The 15,936-nt window shown below is 72.2% G+C and carries 9 protein-coding genes and 1 pseudogene; 3 read left to right on the plus strand and 7 right to left on the minus strand.

Annotation, left to right across the window (positions count from 1 at the left end):
• Nucleotides 1-169: 169 nt before the first annotated feature.
• Entirely contained in the window at nt 170-2,644 is a 2,475-nt protein-coding gene (locus J2S46_RS06335; protein ID WP_191294040.1) for a glycoside hydrolase family 2 protein, read from the minus strand.
• Between the two features lie 121 nt (nt 2,645-2,765).
• On the minus strand, nt 2,766-4,070 hold the full coding sequence (locus J2S46_RS06340) for an ABC transporter substrate-binding protein (protein WP_191294039.1): 1,305 nt from the start codon (nt 4,068-4,070) through the stop codon (nt 2,766-2,768).
• A gap of 361 nt (nt 4,071-4,431) precedes the next feature.
• Here J2S46_RS06340 and J2S46_RS06345 point away from each other — a divergent pair, with 361 nt between their 5' ends.
• A complete protein-coding gene (locus J2S46_RS06345; RefSeq protein ID WP_229913326.1) occupies nt 4,432-5,439 on the plus strand; it encodes an extracellular catalytic domain type 1 short-chain-length polyhydroxyalkanoate depolymerase in 1,008 nt (335 codons plus the stop codon).
• Between the two features lie 413 nt (nt 5,440-5,852).
• Here the strand turns inward: J2S46_RS06345 and J2S46_RS06350 are convergent, their stop codons facing one another.
• The gene (locus J2S46_RS06350; RefSeq protein WP_191294037.1) at nt 5,853-8,270 is read right to left on the minus strand and encodes a glycoside hydrolase family 2 protein; all 2,418 of its coding nucleotides are present in this window, start codon (nt 8,268-8,270) and stop codon (nt 5,853-5,855) included.
• Nucleotides 8,271-8,581: 311 nt separating this feature from the next.
• Between J2S46_RS06350 and J2S46_RS06355 the strand changes: the two are divergent.
• Nucleotides 8,582-8,958: pseudogene (locus J2S46_RS06355) on the plus strand (ABC transporter ATP-binding protein); the annotation flags it as partial.
• Nucleotides 8,959-9,006: 48 nt separating this feature from the next.
• Here the strand turns inward: J2S46_RS06355 and J2S46_RS06360 are convergent.
• Nucleotides 9,007-10,308, minus strand: a complete 1,302-nt coding sequence (locus tag J2S46_RS06360) for an ABC transporter substrate-binding protein (protein WP_191294035.1) — start codon at nt 10,306-10,308, stop codon at nt 9,007-9,009.
• A gap of 597 nt (nt 10,309-10,905) precedes the next feature.
• On the opposite strand from J2S46_RS06360, the gene J2S46_RS06365 reads away from it, so the two are divergent.
• Entirely contained in the window at nt 10,906-11,946 is a 1,041-nt protein-coding gene (locus tag J2S46_RS06365; RefSeq protein ID WP_191294054.1) for a LacI family DNA-binding transcriptional regulator, read from the plus strand.
• Nucleotides 11,947-11,995: 49 nt separating this feature from the next.
• On the opposite strand, the gene J2S46_RS06370 is transcribed toward J2S46_RS06365, so the two are convergent.
• The 3 genes from J2S46_RS06370 to manA form a co-directional block, all read right to left on the minus strand.
• On the minus strand, nt 11,996-13,024 hold the full coding sequence (locus tag J2S46_RS06370) for a LacI family DNA-binding transcriptional regulator (RefSeq protein WP_191294034.1): 1,029 nt from the start codon (nt 13,022-13,024) through the stop codon (nt 11,996-11,998).
• A gap of 115 nt (nt 13,025-13,139) precedes the next feature.
• Nucleotides 13,140-14,165, minus strand: coding sequence for a LacI family DNA-binding transcriptional regulator (locus J2S46_RS06375; RefSeq protein WP_191294033.1), 1,026 nt, complete (start codon nt 14,163-14,165; stop codon nt 13,140-13,142).
• A gap of 536 nt (nt 14,166-14,701) precedes the next feature.
• Entirely contained in the window at nt 14,702-15,925 is a 1,224-nt protein-coding gene (gene manA / locus J2S46_RS06380) for a mannose-6-phosphate isomerase, class I (protein WP_191294032.1), read from the minus strand.
• Nucleotides 15,926-15,936 lie beyond the last annotated feature (11 nt).

Raw genomic sequence — 15,936 nt, forward strand, 5'->3', positions numbered from 1 at the left:
GGCTCGGCGCCCCGGCCGGGCCGCCGGCCGGGTTTCGCCGGCGCCGGTGTGGTTACGTGCCGTCCCGGGAGGCACCGGTTCGGCGGCCGGTGTCGGGCTCCGGCGGAGCCCCGGCCCGCGCCGTGACGTATCCGTGGTGGCGCGGCGCCGGGGTGTCAGGGACGGTGGGTTACCGGTGCCGCTTCGTGCGGGGGGAGTTGACGCAGCGCAGGGCGGTGGTGAGGTCGGCACCGGGGTCGGCTCCGGTCCAGTTGTCCACCTGGAAGACGGTGCTCTCACCGGGCAGCAGGGTGGTGAGGCCGCGGTCGGTGCGGGCGTCGGGGTGCAGGCGGTCGGCCTGGAGCAGCAGGTCGCGCAGCAGGGTGCGGGCGGTGACGGTGATGGTGGCGCCCGGGCCGTGCGGGGTGACGACGGCGTCGAATTCGGCATCGGGGTAAGCGAACTGGGCGTCGGTGGTGGCGAAGTGCCAGGCACGCAGGGTGTCGGCGTCGGCCGTCCAGAGTTCCTTCGCGGTGTCCGCGGCATCGGCGACGGCCGCCGGTACGTCCAGGAGGGTGACCGTGCGGGGTGCTGCGGTGAACGCGAGTTCTGCGGCGGCGAGGGTGGTGCCGTCGGTGGAGTGGCGTTGCACGGTGACGGTGCCGGTCCACGGCGTCGCACTCTGGTTGATCGCGGCGACGACCAGCCGGCCGTCGCGCTGTTGGAAGGTCAGCAGCCGGTCGGCGTAGAGGCGGCGCAGCTCGTGGTGGAGCGGCTTGAGCCGGCCGTCGCCGTCGATGGCGGCCCAGGAGGTGACCGGCCAGCAGTCGTTGAGCTGCCACAGGATGGTGCCGGCGCAGACGGGCCAGTGGGAGCGCCAGTGTTCGACGCCGGTGGCGATGGCGCGGGCCTGGACGACCTGGGTCAGGTAGTGCCACTCGTCGAAGTCCGCGGGGGCCTCGAAGTGGTGGGCGAGGCCGCGGTCCAGCTTGCCGTTGCCGTCCTCGGCCTTCTGGTGGTGCAGCATGCCGGGCGAGTCGGCGGCGAGCACCTCGCCGGGCAGGGCGCGCAGCAGGGTGGCGTGGGCGGGTGGTGCCTGCCAGCCGAACTCGGCGACGAACCGGGGGACGGTGGCGAGGTAGTCGGTGTAGTCGCGGCGGTTCCACACCTCCCAGGAGTGGACGGTGCCGTGGTCGGGGTGGTTGGGGGTGTGGTCCCAGGAGCCGGACCAGGGGCTGCCGGCCCAGTAGGGGCGGGTGGGGTCGGTCTGGGCGACGACGCGGGGCAGCAGGCCGAGGTAGTAGCCCTCGCCCCAGGAGTCGCCGGCGAGCTCCTGCTCCCAGCCCCACTCCGCGAAGCCCCAGAGGTTCTCGTTGTTGCCGTTCCACAGGACGAGTGAGGGGTGGGGCATCAGGCGGGCGACGTTCTCGCGGGCCTCGGCCTCGACCTCGCCGCGCAGCGGCTGCTCCTCGGGGTAGGCGGCGCAGGCGAACAGGAAGTCCTGCCAGACGAGCAGACCCAGTTCGTCGCAGACGTCGTAGAAGGCCTCGCTCTCGTAGATGCCGCCGCCCCAGACGCGGACGAGGTCGACGTTGGCGTCGGCGGCCTGCTGGAGTCGTTCGCGGTAGCGCTCGGGTGTGACGCGGGTGATCAGGGTGTCGTCGGGGATCCAGTTGACGCCCCGGGTGAAGATCCGCACGCCGTTGACGACCAGGGTGAAGCCGGTGCCGTGCTCGTCGGCGGACGTGTCGAGTTCGACGGTTCGGAAGCCGATCCGCCGGTGCCAGGTGTCGAGGGGCGCGTCGTCGGCGGCGAGGGTGAGGTGCAGGTCGTACAGGGGCTGGTCGCCGTAGCCGCGGGGCCACCAGAGTGCGGGGTCGGGCACGCGCAGGACCAGGACGGCGGTGTCCTCGCCGGGTGCCACGGTGACGGTGGCGGTGTGGCCGTCGACGGTGGCGGTGGCGGTGAGTTCGCGGCCCGCGCCGGTGACCGTGCGTTCGATGTCGAGGTGGAGTTCGACGGTGCCGGTGCCGCCGGTGATGTCGGTGGTGGTGCGGGGGCGGACGCGGGCGAGGCGGGCGGTGGACCACTGCTCGATCCGGGCCTGGCGCCAGATGCCTGCGGTGACGAGGGTCGGGCCCCAGTCCCAGCCGAAGCTGCTGGCCATCTTGCGGATGTAGTTGCTCGGCTCCGGGTACGAGTTCGGCCGCTCTCCGAGGCCGGCGCGGACGGCTTCGGCCTCGGTGTAGGCGGAGGTGAGGCGGACGGTCAGGTCGGCTCCGGCGCCGAGGAGTTCGGTGGCGTCGAAGCGGTAGCCGCGGTGCATGTTGCGGGTGGTGCCGAGGAGGCGGCCGGCGAGGGTGACCTCGGCGACGGTGTCCAGGCCGTCGAAGACGAGGTCGGCCCGCTCGAAGGTGTGGTCGCGGGCGGGCAGGGCCGTCGCGTACGTCCAGTCGGCGTGGCCGATCCAGGCGACGGCCTGCTCGTTGAGGCCGAGGTGGGGATCGGGGATCAGGCCGGCGGCGAGCAGGTCGGTGTGCACGCAGCCGGGGACCTGGGCGGGCACGGCGTCCGAGTACAGGGCGGGCGGCGCCTGCTCGGGGGTGTACCGGGCGGTGTCCAGTCGCAGTGTCCAGCCGTCGGTGATCGGCGTGCGGACTGTCATGCGGTTTCTCCTTGGTGCGTGGTGGGCCGGCCCGTGCCGGCGTCGGGACGCAGACCGGGGCGGCGGGTGCCGCCGCCCCCGGGCTGCGCTGTTCGGCCGGAGCTGTTCCGGCCGTGTGGAGTCAGCCGGCTATGGTGCGCTGGCTGTCGGACCACTTCTTGTTCAGGTCCTTGAAGAAGCTGTCGGCGTCGCCGGCGGCGCTGCCGCGGGCGACGTCCACCAGGCGCTGGCGGTAGTCCTGCGAGGTGATGCCGATCTCGGACGCCTTGTCGATCTTGTTGACGACGTCGATCTTGTTCTGGCTCTCCTGGATGAAGCGGACGTTCTTGTCCTGGAAGGGCTTGAGGCTGTCGGGCAGTGCGGCTCCCTTGACCGAGGAGATCGAGGCCTCGGCCGCGGCGCTGCCGGACTTGGTGATGAACCAGTCGATCCAGGCGCGGGCCGCGTCCTTGTGCTTGGAGTGCACGTTGACGCCGTACTGGTAGTCGGGGCGCAGCACCGAGCAGAACTGTCCGCCGCTCTGGGCGGGGAAGGGCATGAAGCCGATCGTCGACGGGTCCTGGCCGGCGGCCTTGGCGGCAGCCTGCATCTGGGAGACCGCCCAGGAGCCCAGCCACATCGAGCCGACCTTGCCGGAGCCGATGAGCGTCTTGGAGTTCTCCCAGTTGCTGGTGGTCGGGTCGGGCTCGGCGAGCTTCTCGTGGACGATGTCGAAGAGCAGCTTGTCGGCGGTGTGGAGGTCCTTGCCGGCCGTCCACGGGTCGGCGGTGGTGGCGAGCGTGTCGCGGGCACCCTCGTCGCAGCTGGGCGAGCCCAGGGCGTTGGTCCAGTTGGTGAGCGGCCAGCCGTCCTTGTAGTTGGTGTAGTACGGGATGGCGCCGGTCCTGGCCTTGACCGCCTTGAGGTCGTCGATGAACTGCTCGGGGGTGGTCGGCCATTCGGTGATGCCGGCCTGCGCCCAGACGGCCTTGTTGTAGACGAAGCCGTTGGCGACGCCGATGTTGGCGAGGCCGTAGACCTTGTCCTTGACGGTGGCGTGGTCGGTGTAGTCGAACGTCTTGGCCAGCGAGGTGTCTCCGAGGGGGGCGAAGAACGTCGGGTACTGGCCGACGGAGAGGGAGTTCGGGATCAGCAGGACGTCACCGTAGTTCTCGGTGTTCATGCGGATCTTGGTCTCACCCTCGTAGTCGGTGAGCCCCTCGAAGTTCACCTTGACGCCGGGGTAGAGCTTGTTGAACTCGGCCGCGTACTTCTTGAGCGTGCCGTCCTGGACGAGGTCGGTCCGGTTGGTCAGGACGGTGATGTCACCGGAGACCTTCGCCGGGTCGCCCGGCGCGTCGGCCGAGGTTGCACTGCCGCCGCTGCTGCTACAGGCAGTGAGGGCGGTCATCGTCGCGGCGGCGACAGCCAGCCATCCTCTTCGCATACCTGGTCACTCCTTGGTGCTGTGGGTGGTCGATCGCACGGTGATCGTGCAGTGATCGCAAAGGGGGTGAGCCGCACTGGCGGCTGGGGCCAAGAGGCCGGTGGACGCTTAACGTAGACGTCACAGCAGCGCCATGTCCATAGAGCGGTCAAGCAAGTCTTTCATTCGCTTTGATAACAGCGATGCGCTGACAAACTAAAACTTTACTTAACCGAAACTCTTCGGCTGATCGTTTCGCATGCGTGATGACCAAAGCCTGGACATCGTTGTCTTCCCCGGTCCACACTCGACCCGACGCGAGCCCCGACGAGCCCTATACGCGGTGGCCACTCCACCGGACACATCACCTGGAGACATCACCATGAGTAATCAGCGGGCCGAGTCCAGGCGTGCCCGGACGACCGCCGTCCTCCGCAGCACCCTCGCCACCACCGCGCTCGCCTCCGCCGCACCGGCCACCGCCGCGACTGTCTCCTCCGCCCCTGCCGCCGCGGCGCCGCGCTCCTCATGCGCCCCGGCCGCGGCGCGCGACACCACCGTGCAGGTGCCGTTCGACGGCACCTCCTACGCCGTGCGCGTCCACATCCCCTTCCGCACGCGGGCCACCGGCCGGCTCCCCCTCGTGCTGACGTTGCACGGCAGCCAGAACACCGGCCAGGGACAGCTCGACTACACCGGCGTCACCCGCACCGCGGACGCCAACGGCTTCATCGTCGCCGCCCCCCAGGGCGCCGTGGCGAGCGGCAGCGGCTACATCTGGAACGTCCCCCAGGTCACCCCCACCGGCACCCGCGACGACGTCGCCTACCTGAGCCAGGTCATCGACACCCTGACCGGCACCCTGTGCGCCGACCCGGCCCGCGTCTACGCCACCGGGTACTCCGGGGGCGGCCGGATGGCCTCGGCCCTCGCCTGCGCGATCCCCGACCGGCTCGCCGCCGTCGCCCCGGTCGCCGGCCTGCGCGCCGGCCGGCCCGACCCCGCCGACGACCGCACACCCGACCCGACCTCCTGCCGCCCCGCGAAACCGGTGCCCGTCCTCGCCTTCCACGGGCAGCAGGACCACACCAACCCGTACGACGGCGGCGGCGCCGCCGCCTGGCGCTACCCCGTACCGGCCGCACTCGCTCGCTGGGCCGAACTCAACGGATGCCGCCCCGTCCCGGCCACCACCCCGGTCACCGAACACGTCACCCTGACCGCCTACCGCGGCTGCCGCCACGGAGCCGACACCGCGCTCTGCACCGTCGCCGACGGCGGCCACACCTGGCCCGGCTCCCCGTACGAGTCCGCGGGCAACGGCACCACCAACCGCGAGATCGACGCCAACGATCTGATGTGGCAGTTCTTCCGCCTGCACCACCGCTGAGCCTGCCTCGGAGCCGCGAAAGCCGGCAGCCGGCCGGCGGCGAAGAAGGCGAAACCCCGTCGCCGGCCCCGGCCGTCCGGGACCGCAGCGGCGCGGTCGAACCCCGAACGGACACGGCTGCCGTAACGTCAGGTACCCGCCCGCTGCACAGGATCAGGGGATGGAGCGCAGCCGGTCGGCGGCGCTCGCCGATCTCCGCGACGTGGCGCTGGGCGACCACGTCCCGCGGCGCCACAGGCGGCGTTCGCGAAGAACGCGGAGGGGCCTGCCACCCCAGGCGCGTGGAATCGAGCTCGTCGGCACACATCGGCCGGGCCTCACGGACCGTACGGCCCTGACAGCGTGATGCCGTCAGGGCCGTACGGGGTGCAAGGGCCGGGCGGCTGTGTGTCAGCCGTCCCGCCCGATCGCCGCTACGCGGGTTCCACGCAGTAGAGGGCGGCGCGGACGGCGTCGGCGTCGGCGGTGCCGGCCCCGGTGACCCGGATCCGGGTCTGCTCGCCCGCCAGCAGGGTCACCAGGCCGCGGTCGGCGGCGGCGTCGGGGGCGATGCGGTCGGCCTGCAGCAGCAGGTCGCGGAGGAGCGTGTGCGCGGTGACCACGACGTCGACGGCCCCCCGGCCGTCGGCGCCCTGGCTGTCGGCGACCGGCTCGACGGTCACGTCGAACTCGGGCTGCTGGTGGTCGAAGGCCTTGTCGGGCACCGGGAAGTGCACCGCGCGCAGCCCGTCGGCGTCGGCCACCAGGAACTCCTTGGCGGAGCCCTCGACCGGCCGCAGGGCCTGCGGCACGGCCAGCCGCACCACCGACCGGGCCCCGACCGTGACCGGCACCTCGGACTCGGCCGTGACGGCGCCGTCCGCGGACACCCTGCGCAGCGTGAGGACGGTCTGCCAGGGCTCCGCGGCCTGGTTGACCAGGGCGGCCTCGGGCGCTCCGGTCACGCCAGGTGGCTGGAGGGTGAGCAGGCGGTCGGCGTAGAGGCGGCGCAGCTCGTGGTGGAGGGGCTTGAGGCGGCCGTCGCCGTCGATGGCGGCCCAGGAGGAGACCGGCCAGCAGTCGTTGAGCTGCCAGACCACGGTGCCGGCGCAGCGCGGCCAGTTGGAGCGCCAGTGCTCGATGCCGGTGGCGATCGCGCGGGCCTGGACGACCTGGGTGAGGTAGTGCCAGCGGTCGAAGTCGTGGGGCGGGGCGAAGTGGCGCTCGATGCCGCGGTTCAGCTTGCCGTTGCCGTCCTCGGCCTTCTGGTGGTGCAGCATGCCGGGCGAGTCGGGGGCGAGGTCCTCGCCGGGCAGGGCGCGCAGCAGGGTGGCGTGGGCGGGTGGTGCCTGCCAGCCGAACTCGGAGACGAAGCGGGGGACGTTCGCGCGGTACTCGGTGTAGTCCTGGCGGTTCCAGACCTCCCAGGAGTGGTGGGTGCCGTGGTCGGGGTCGTTGGGGTGGTGGTCCCAGGAGCCGGACCAGGGGCTGCCGGCCGAGTAGGCGCGGGTGGGGTCGAGTTCGGCGACGATGCGCGGCAGGAGGCCGAGGTAGTAGCCCTCGCCCCAGGATTCGCCGGCGAGTTCGGGCTCCCAGCCCCAGTCGCGGAAGCCCCAGAGGTTCTCGTTGTTGCCGTTCCAGAGCACCAGGCTGGGGTGCGGCATCAGGCGGACGACGTTCTCGCGGGCCTCGGCCTCGACCTCGCCGCGCAGCGGCTGCTCCTCGGGGTAGGCGGAGCAGGCGAACAGGAAGTCCTGCCAGACCAGCAGGCCGAGTTCGTCGCAGGTGTCGTAGAAGGCCTCGTCCTCGTAGATGCCGCCGCCCCAGATCCGGATCAGGTCGATGTTGGCCTCGGTGGCCTGGGTGAGACGGGTGCGGTAGCGCTCGGGGGTGACCCGGGAGACCAGGGTGTCGTCGGGGATCCAGTTGACGCCGCGGACGAAGAGGCGTTCGCCGTTGACGACCAGGGTGAAGCCGGTGCCGTGCTCGTCCGCGGACCGGTCGAGCTCGACGGTGCGGAAGCCGATCCGCCGGTGCCAGGTGTCGAGCGGGGCGCCTTCGTGCGCGAGGGTGACGTCGAGGTCGTACAGCGGCTGGTCGCCGTAGCCGCGGGGCCACCAGAGGTCCGCGTCGGGCACCTCGACGACCAGGACCGCCGCGTCGCCGTCGAAGGCGGTCTCGGCGGTGACCCCGGCCACGGTCGCGCGGACGATCAGCGGCCGGCCGTCGCCGGCGGCGGTGCGCTCGGCGGTCACCCGCAGTTCGACGCGGCCGGTGCCGTTCTCGACGGTGACCAGCGGGCGGACCTGGGCGAGCCGGGCGGTGGACCAGTGCTCCAGGCGGGCGGGGCGCCAGATGCCGGCGGTGGGCAGGGTGGGGCCCCAGTCCCAGCCGAAGCTGCTGGCCATCTTGCGGATGTACTGGAACGGCTCCGGGTAGACGTTCGGGCGCTCGCCGGTGATCGCCCGGACCTCGGCGGCCTCCTGGTAGGCGCTGGTGAAGTGGACGCTCAGCTCGCCCGCGAGGCCGGTGACGTCGAACCGGTAGCTGCGGTGCATGTTGCGGGTGCGGCCCAACTCGGTGCCGGCCAGGGTGATCCGGGCCGCGGTGTCGAGGCCGTCGAAGACGAGGTCGGTGCGCTCGTGGGAGCCGGTCGCGTCGACCTGTGTGGTGTAGGTCCAGTCCCGGCGGCCGATCCAGGCCACCGCGTGCTCGTTGGCGCCGATGTACGGGTCGGGGATCAGTGCGGCGTTCAGCAGGTCGACGTGGACGCAGCCCGGGACCTGGGCGGGCAGCAGCGATCCCTCGTGGTGCAGGTTCCAGCCCTCGTCGAGTGGGGTGGCGTCCTTCATGGTGCGGCTCCTGTCGCTGGCCGGTGGTGGGGTGGGCGCGAGCAACCGTAACCCGCAGGGGCGCACCTGTCCATAAACCGGTTATGTGACCCCAGCCGACCTCCATCTGGGACGTCAGATTCGCCTCAAGATGGTGTATATCGGCCCTTCCGACCCGCCTGCCAAGGTCAATCGAGACCCGACGAGTCGATTTTGGCTTTACCGGTTCGCTCCCTCTCGGGCATAGTCCCGGAGGGCAGCCTGGACGAGAACGCCGGCAAGGCCGAGGTCGCCGGGGTCCGGGGCCGGATCGGGTTCCGGCGCGTGTCCTGTCCCTCGACCTGCGCAGTTACCGGCGCTTCCTGTCGGTCGTCCCGCAGGAGCCCGTCCTCTTCGAGGGCAGTACCCGCGAGAACGTCGCCTACGGGATGCGCGAAGTACCTCTGGAGACCCCGCGGGCCGCGCTGCGCGACGCGAACGCCCTCGCACCTCCGCCCTCGACCCCCGCTCGGAGGACCTCGTCCAGCAGGCCATGGCCGGTCTGGTCCGGGGCCGCACGGTCTTCGTGGTGGCGCACCGGCTCTCCAGCATCCGCGCGGCCGACCGCATCGCCGTGCTCCAGGTCGGCCGGCTGGCCGGGATCGGTCACGACGAACTCCTCGGCAACGGAGGCGTCCACCAGGATCTGCACGCCGCCGCAGCCAGCTGAATGCCGGCCGGTTCACCGCTGCCGTCGGCGGCGAACCGGCCGGCAGCGTCATCCGCCGATCCTCTTCCGGGACACGGACCACTTCGTGTTGAGTTCGGCGAAGTAGCCGTCCCGGTCGCCGGGGGCGGCGCCGCGGGCGATGTCGACCAGCTTCCGGCGGTAGTCAGGCGTGTCGAGGCCGATCTGTGCGCCCTTGTCGATCCGGCTGACGACTGCCGCCTTGTCCTGGGTCTCGACCATGATCCGCACGCCCCGCTCGTCGAAGGTCTTCAGAGCGGGCGGCAGCGGGGTGCCCTTGAGTGTGGAGATGGCCTGCTCGGCCTGGGCGCTGCCGGATTTGGTGAGGTACCAGTCGATCCAGGCGCGGGCCGCCGCCTTGTTCCTGGAGTGCGTGTTGACGGCGTACTTGTAGTCGGGCTGGACAACGGTGCAGAGGTGACCGTTGTGCAGGGCGGGGAAGGGCATGTACCCGATGTCGTCGGGGTTGTGTCCGGCGGCCTCGGCGGCCCTCTCGATCTGCGGGACGGCCCAGGAGCCGAGGAACATCGCGCCGATCTTCCCGCTGCCCAGCAGGGTCTTGGAACTCTCCCAGTCCGTGGTGGTCGGGTCGGCCTCGGTCAGCTTCTCGTGGACGACGCTGTAGAGCAGCCCGTCGATGGTGTTGAGGTCCCTGCCGGCGGCCCACGGGTCGGACGTGGTGGCCAGTGCGTCCTTGGCCGAGTTCTCGCAGTTCGGGCCGCCGATGTGGTCGGTCCACTGCCGCAGTGGCCAGCCGTCGCGGTAGTTGGTGTAGTACGGGGTGGCCTGCGTCTTCGCCCTGATGGCCTTCAGGTCGTCGATGAACTGCTGGGGCGTGGTCGGCCACTCGGTGACGCCGGCCTGCTCCCAGACCACCTTGTTGTACACGAAGCCGGTGCCGATGCCGACGTTCGCGAGGCCGTAGACCTGGTTGGCGACGGTGGCGTACTCGGTGAAGTCGAACCTCGGCTGCAGGTCGTCGGCGGTGCCCAGCGGCGCGAAGTACGTCGGGTACTGATTGACCGCCAGGTCGTTCGGGATCAGCAGGACGTCACCGTAGGTGTCGGTGTGCATCCGGACCCTGGTCTCGCCCTCGTAGTCGGTGAGCCCCTCGAAGTTCACCTTGACGTCCGGGTGGAGCTTCCTGAACTTGGCGGCGTACTTCTTCAGCGTGCCGTCGGCGATCTGGTCGGTACGGTTCGTCAGCACCGTGATCTCGCCCGCGATGCGGCTGTCGCCGCCCGGGGCGGGTGTGCCTCCGCCGTCCTCGCTGCTGCACGCCGTGAGCAGCATCGTGGTCGCGGCCGCCGTGGCCACCCATCCTCTGCGCATGTTCGCTCATCCTTCGCACTGATCGTTCGGGAGCGCCGAAAAAGCGCACCCTGTGGAGCCGGGCTGGCGCTTGTGGGGTACCGGGTTGCGGCACCGGGGGCCGGGCCCACGCTCCGTGAGCGTGGGCCCGAAGGCCGGGTGCCGGATTCGGGAACCGTCGCCGCGCGGGAGCGCCGGTCGGCGTGGCGACGCCGGGGCCGAAGTGGGGACTGCGGCATGGAAGGAAACCGGGGGGTGCATCCGCCCGGGACATGGTGCGGTCGGGCCGGATCGAGCAGTATGGGCGACGGCGGAACTGCGCAGCGCCGCACGGGGTCGTCCCGGGCACTGCCGATGTGCGGGTTCTCGACCGGCCGCGCGAGGGTGGGCGCACCGGGGCCGTGGACGCCAGCAGGGTCACCCCCGCCGCCAGCTCGACCACTCTGGCATTAACCGATTAATTCAGCAGTACGCTATTGGCGGCTCTCCTCGCCTGTCAATACATTGTTAACCGGTTACTGTCCAGCCTGTCGGGCTCGGTGCCGTCGGTGGTTCGGCCCGTAGTAGCTTGGGTGGGAAGGTGTGCCTCGTCGGTTCAGAAGGGTCCTCGTGGATCAGGTGTCCCAGCAGAAGAGTCCTGCCGCACGGCGGCCCACGATCGCGGACATCGCCAAGATCGTCGGGGTGTCCAAGGTGTCGGTGTCCAACGCGCTCAACGGCCAGCCCGGGGTGTCGGAGGCGACCCGGGCCAGGATCATGGCCGTCGCGGAGGAGGTCGGGTTCGTCCGTAACAGCGCCGCCCGGGCGCTGAGCGGGGCGAAGTCCTCGGCGGTGGGCCTGGCCCTCGCCCGCCCGGCACGGATGCTGGGGACCGAGCCGTTCTTCATGGAGCTCATCGGGGGCATCGAGAACGTCCTGTCCGACGCCTCCTACTCGCTGGCGCTCCAGGTGGTCTCCGACCACGAACGCGGTCTGGAGGCCTACCGGCGCTGGTGGGGCGAGCGGCAGATCGACGGCGCGATCCTGGTCGACCTGCGCGAGGACGACGCCCGGGTGCCGGCTCTGGAGGAGATGGCGTTGCCGACGGTCGTCATCGGCCACCCGTCCGGGTCGGGCCGGCTGACACCGGTGTGGTCCGACGACACCGCGGCGATCCGCGAGGCCCTGGAGTACCTCGCCGCACTCGGCCACCGCCGGGTAGGCCGGATCGCCGGACTCGTCGGGCTCGTCCACACCTCACTGCGCGACCGGGCCTTCACCGACGTGTGCGGCGACCTGGGTCTGGAGGCGGCGCCCGTCGTCCACACCGACTACACCGGCGAGGAGGGGGCGCGGGCGACCCGGCGCCTGCTGCTCTCCCCCGGCCGGCCCACCGCGATCCTCTACGACAACGACATGACGGCGGTCGCCGGGCTGTCGGTCGCCCAGGAGATGGGTCTCCAGGTACCGAGGGACCTGTCGATCGTGGCCTGGGACGACTCCCCGCTGGTCCAGGTGGTGCGGCCGCCGCTCACCGCGCTGACCCGGGACATCCACGCCTACGGGGCGAACGCCGCCCGTACCCTGCTGTCTCTGATCTCCGGTCAGCAGGTGGACGGCTACCAGGACTCGGCGCCGCAGCTGACGCCCCGCGGCAGCACGGCGCCGCCGCCGTCCTGACGGCCGTACCGCAGGCGTGGCCGTACGGACGGGACGGATCAGGAACGGCTCACGGACGCCGCGGCGGCAGTCCCGTGGTGCCGCGCGGGACCAGCACGGGGGTGCCGGAGATGCGGGACTCGGCCTTCCCCGTGTCCAGGAGCTCCAGCAGGCAGTGGGCGACCTCGGAGCCGAACGCGAACGGGTCGTGGCTGAGGGCGGACAGCGCGGGCCTGGTTATCCGGCACAGGTCGGAGTCGTCCCAGGCGACCAGGGACACGTCCTCGGGCACGCGCAGGCCGAGCTCGGCGGCGACGGCGAGGCCGGCCACCGCCATGATGTCGTTGTCGTAGAGGATCGCGGTGGGCCGGTCCGCGCCGACGAGCAGCGCACGGGTCACCCTCGCCCCCTCGTGCGCGGACAGGTCGGTCGGCACACTGCGGTGGTCGTCGAGCGACAGCTCGACTGCGACCTCTTCGAAGGCCCGCGAACGCACCAGTGAGCTGCCGAGCCTCGCCGGGCCCGCGACGTGGGCGATCCGGCGGTGGCCGAGTACGGCGAGGTAGCGCACCGCCTCGGCGGTCGCCGCCGCGTCGTCGCTCCACACCGCGGGGAACGGGCCGCTGTGGTCAGGGTGGGCGACGACGACCACGGGCATGCCGAGGCGGTGGACGGGCTGGATGCGGGGATCTTCGGCGACCACGCCGGTCAGCACCGCGCCGTTGACCCGGCCGGACTGCCACCACTGCTTGTAGAGGGCGATCTCCGACTCCAGGCCGGCGGTGAGGCGCAGCAGCAGCGAGCAGGGCCGCTCCGACAGCACGCTCTCGATACCGCCGATCAGGGCCATGTGCAGGGCGTCCAGGCCCTCGGCCACGGCTTCGCGGCTGATCGCCATGCCGATCGTGTGCACGCCCGGGCTACGGGCCAGCGAACGGGCCGCGAGGTTCGGCGACCAGCCGAGATCGCGGGCGGCCTCGGCGATCCGGCGACGGGTCGCCTCCGAGACGCCGGGCCGGCCGTTGAGGGCCAGCGACACGGCCCCCGCCGAGACCCCGGCGCGGGCGGCGACGTCCCGGATCGTCACCCGGTGCTGCATGGTGTTCCCCTCCGTCGGACTGGGCAGGTCGGCGTGCGCAAGTGAACATCCTGACAGGTCCTGGGGCTTTGAACTCGCCGAACGCCCCCGGGCGCGTGCGGCGGCCCCTCCCTGGTCACCGTACGGGTGGCGGGGCGCTCTCTGCGGATCCCCGGACGATCAGGCGGGTGGGGATCTCGATCCGGCGGGCCGGGGCGGCGTCGCCGAGCAGCCGGTCGAACAGCACCTTGGCGGCGGTCCGGCCTAGGGCGGTGGGGTCCTGGGCGACCACGGTGAGGCCAGGGGTGAGCAGCGGGGCGAGTTCGAGGTCGTCGAAGCCGACCAGGGCCGGCCGGGAACCGCGTCGGGCAAAGCGCTGCAAGGCAGCAAGCGTGACCCGATTGTTCGCGGTCAGCAGCGCCGTGACGGGTTCGGTGCCGTCGAGCAGGCGGTCGACGGCTTCGGCGACCCGGGCCGGGTCGGTCGGGCCGGTGGCGATCCACCGCTCGTCCACCGGCAGGTGCGCGTCGGCCATCGCCTGCCGGTAGCCGCGCAGGCGCTCGGCGCAGGTGTGGATGCCCGGCAGGTCCCCGACGAATCCGATCCTGCGGTGCCCGTGCCGGATCAGGTGTGCCACGCCCTCACGGGCGCCGCCGGCGTTGTCACTGAGGATCGCGTCGGCTTCGATCCCCGCCGCGGGCCGGTCGAGGAACACCACGGGGGTGCCGGAGGCGATCTCCGGCAGCAGGTAGGAGTGGTCGTCACCGGCCGGGACGATCACCAGCCCGTCGACCCGGCGGGCGCAGAAGGCCAGCGCCACCTCGCGCTCCCGGTCGCCGTCCTCGGCGCTGGATCCGGTGAACAGAAGACAGCCCTGCTCGGCGGCGACGCCCTCGACCGCGCGGGACAGCACGGAGGAGAACGGGTCGCCGATGTCCTCCAGCAGCAGGGCGATGCTCGCGGTGCGGCCGGTGCGCAGCAGCCGGGCGCTGTCGTTGCGACGGAAGCCCAGCTCCGCGATGGCGGCGCGGACGCGCTCGGCCATGGCCGGGGTGACGCCGCTCTCACCGTTGACGACCCGGGAGACCGTCTTCAGGCCGACGCCGGCCGCGGCGGCGACGTCGTTCATGGTCGGCCTGGTGCCGTTTCTGCTGGTCAGCATATGGGGATCATACGGAGTCGCCGAAGGCGGGCCAGGGGGCCGGATCCCAGCGGTCCCGGGCTGTCGGCAGGACGACGGCAGCCGAGCAGCGTGGACGGGACGCCGGCGGCCGGCCCCTTCCGGCCCGTGGTGCCGGCCGCCTGTCGTAGCGGCCCGTCGGCTCCCGGCAGACGGGCGTCGGGGCCCGTCCGCCGTTCCCGCCTGTCGGCGACGACCAGGACGAGGAACGGTTCGATCAGGGCGAGCCGGCGGACGCACCGCTCGCGTGGACCGGCCGGCCGGTACCGGGTGGTCGCTCCTACGACAGCGGCGACGGCGCCGGCCGACGTCATGCCGCAGCAGCGGAAGCGCTCGATGGCCAGGAGACAGGTCCGACGGCACGAGCTCCTTCCCGCCTGGCGGAAGTGGTGGGCATCAGGGCACCGCGATACCGATCTCCGGGACGCCGGCCGGCGCGTCGGCGGCATCGGTGGTACCGGGCGGAGCGTTCACGGGGGTCGGCCTCAGCGGTCGGCGGGCAGGCGGGTGGGGGTACGTCAGTGCTGGGTGGAGCCGACCCGGACGCGGTAGAGGCGTGCGGCGCCGGTCAGTTCGGCCGGTGCGCCCGCGGCTGGGAGGAACGCGCTCGCGCCCGGGCCGAGCGTGAGCCGGACCGCGGGGTCCTGCCGGAGTGCGGCGCTCCCCTCCGTGCAGAGCAGGATCTGCGGGCCGTCGTCGTCCAGGGTGACGGTGCCGGGGAGGTCCAGCCGGGAGAGGGCGAACTCGGCGGCAGGCGCCCGGTAGTGGACCTCGCCGCCGGGGCCCGGGGTGGCGGGCACGCGGGAGGGCGGGCCGGGGCGGAAGTCGACGACCGCCGCCAGCGCGTCGACGTCGACGTGCTTGGGGGTGAGGCCGCAGCGCAGGACGTTGTCGGAGTTGGCCATGACCTCCACTCCGGTGCCGTGCAGGTAGGCGTGCGGGACGCCTGCGTCGAGGTACAGCGCCTCGCCGGGCTGCAGCCGGACGTGGTTCAGCAGCAGCGCGGCGACCAGCCCCGGGTCGGCCGGGTAGTCGCGGGCGGCCCCCGCGTAGGCGGCGTACGTGCCGGCGTCGGGTCCGGACGCCCCGGCGGCGTCCTCCAGGGCTGCGGCCAGCGCGAGGGCGGCAGCGGTTCCGCGTGGGCGGTCGGTGCCCAGCGCTTCGGTGAGGACGGTGCGCAGTGCGGTCTCGGGCTCGGCGGTGCGCAGGATCCCGATCCAGTGGTCGAGCACCGGCAGGTGCAGGGCGGCCAGCAGGTCCGCTGTGGCGGCGGGCTCGCGGAAGCCGCACAGGGCGTCGAACCCGCTCAGGGCGCAGAGCATCTCGGGTTTGTGGTGCGGGTCCCGGTAGATGCGGTGCGGCGCGTCGAGGGGGATGCCGGCCTCCTCCTCCGCGGCGAATCCGGCCTCGGCCTGCGCGGTCGTCGGGTGGACCTGGACGGAGAGCGCGTGCTCGGCGGCGAGGATCTTCATCAGGAACGGCAGGCGCGGGCCGAAGCGCCCGGTGACGCTCTCGCCGAGTTCCCGTACGGGGTCACGGGCGATGACGCGGTCGAGCGGTTCGGGTCCGTCGCCGCGGTCCGTCCGTGACGGGGCCCCGGGGTGGGCGCCCATCCACAGTTCCGCCTCGGGCCCGCCGCCGGGCGTACGGCCGGTCAGGCGCGCGATGGCCGTGCGGGATCCCCACGCGTAGGGGCGGATCTGGTTGGTCAGCAGGCCGGCGGGGGGCTGGGACTGGCTCATGGCGGTGCTCC

Source organism: Kitasatospora herbaricolor (genome assembly GCF_030813695.1).
Classification (GTDB): domain Bacteria; phylum Actinomycetota; class Actinomycetes; order Streptomycetales; family Streptomycetaceae; genus Kitasatospora; species Kitasatospora herbaricolor.

Excerpts from the sequence above, each read along its gene's own strand:
- J2S46_RS06335 (WP_191294040.1), bottom strand. The coding sequence starts at position 2,644 with ATGACAGTCCGCACGCCGATCACCGACGGCTGGACACTGCGACTGGAC.
- J2S46_RS06340 (WP_191294039.1), bottom strand. The coding sequence starts at position 4,070 with ATGCGAAGAGGATGGCTGGCTGTCGCCGCCGCGACGATGACCGCCCTC.
- J2S46_RS06345 (WP_229913326.1), top strand. The coding sequence starts at position 4,432 with ATGAGTAATCAGCGGGCCGAGTCCAGGCGTGCCCGGACGACCGCCGTC.
- J2S46_RS06350 (WP_191294037.1), bottom strand. The coding sequence starts at position 8,270 with ATGAAGGACGCCACCCCACTCGACGAGGGCTGGAACCTGCACCACGAG.
- J2S46_RS06360 (WP_191294035.1), bottom strand. The coding sequence starts at position 10,308 with ATGCGCAGAGGATGGGTGGCCACGGCGGCCGCGACCACGATGCTGCTC.
- J2S46_RS06370 (WP_191294034.1), bottom strand. The coding sequence starts at position 13,024 with ATGCAGCACCGGGTGACGATCCGGGACGTCGCCGCCCGCGCCGGGGTC.
- J2S46_RS06375 (WP_191294033.1), bottom strand. The coding sequence starts at position 14,165 with ATGCTGACCAGCAGAAACGGCACCAGGCCGACCATGAACGACGTCGCC.
- manA (WP_191294032.1), bottom strand. The coding sequence starts at position 15,925 with ATGAGCCAGTCCCAGCCCCCCGCCGGCCTGCTGACCAACCAGATCCGC.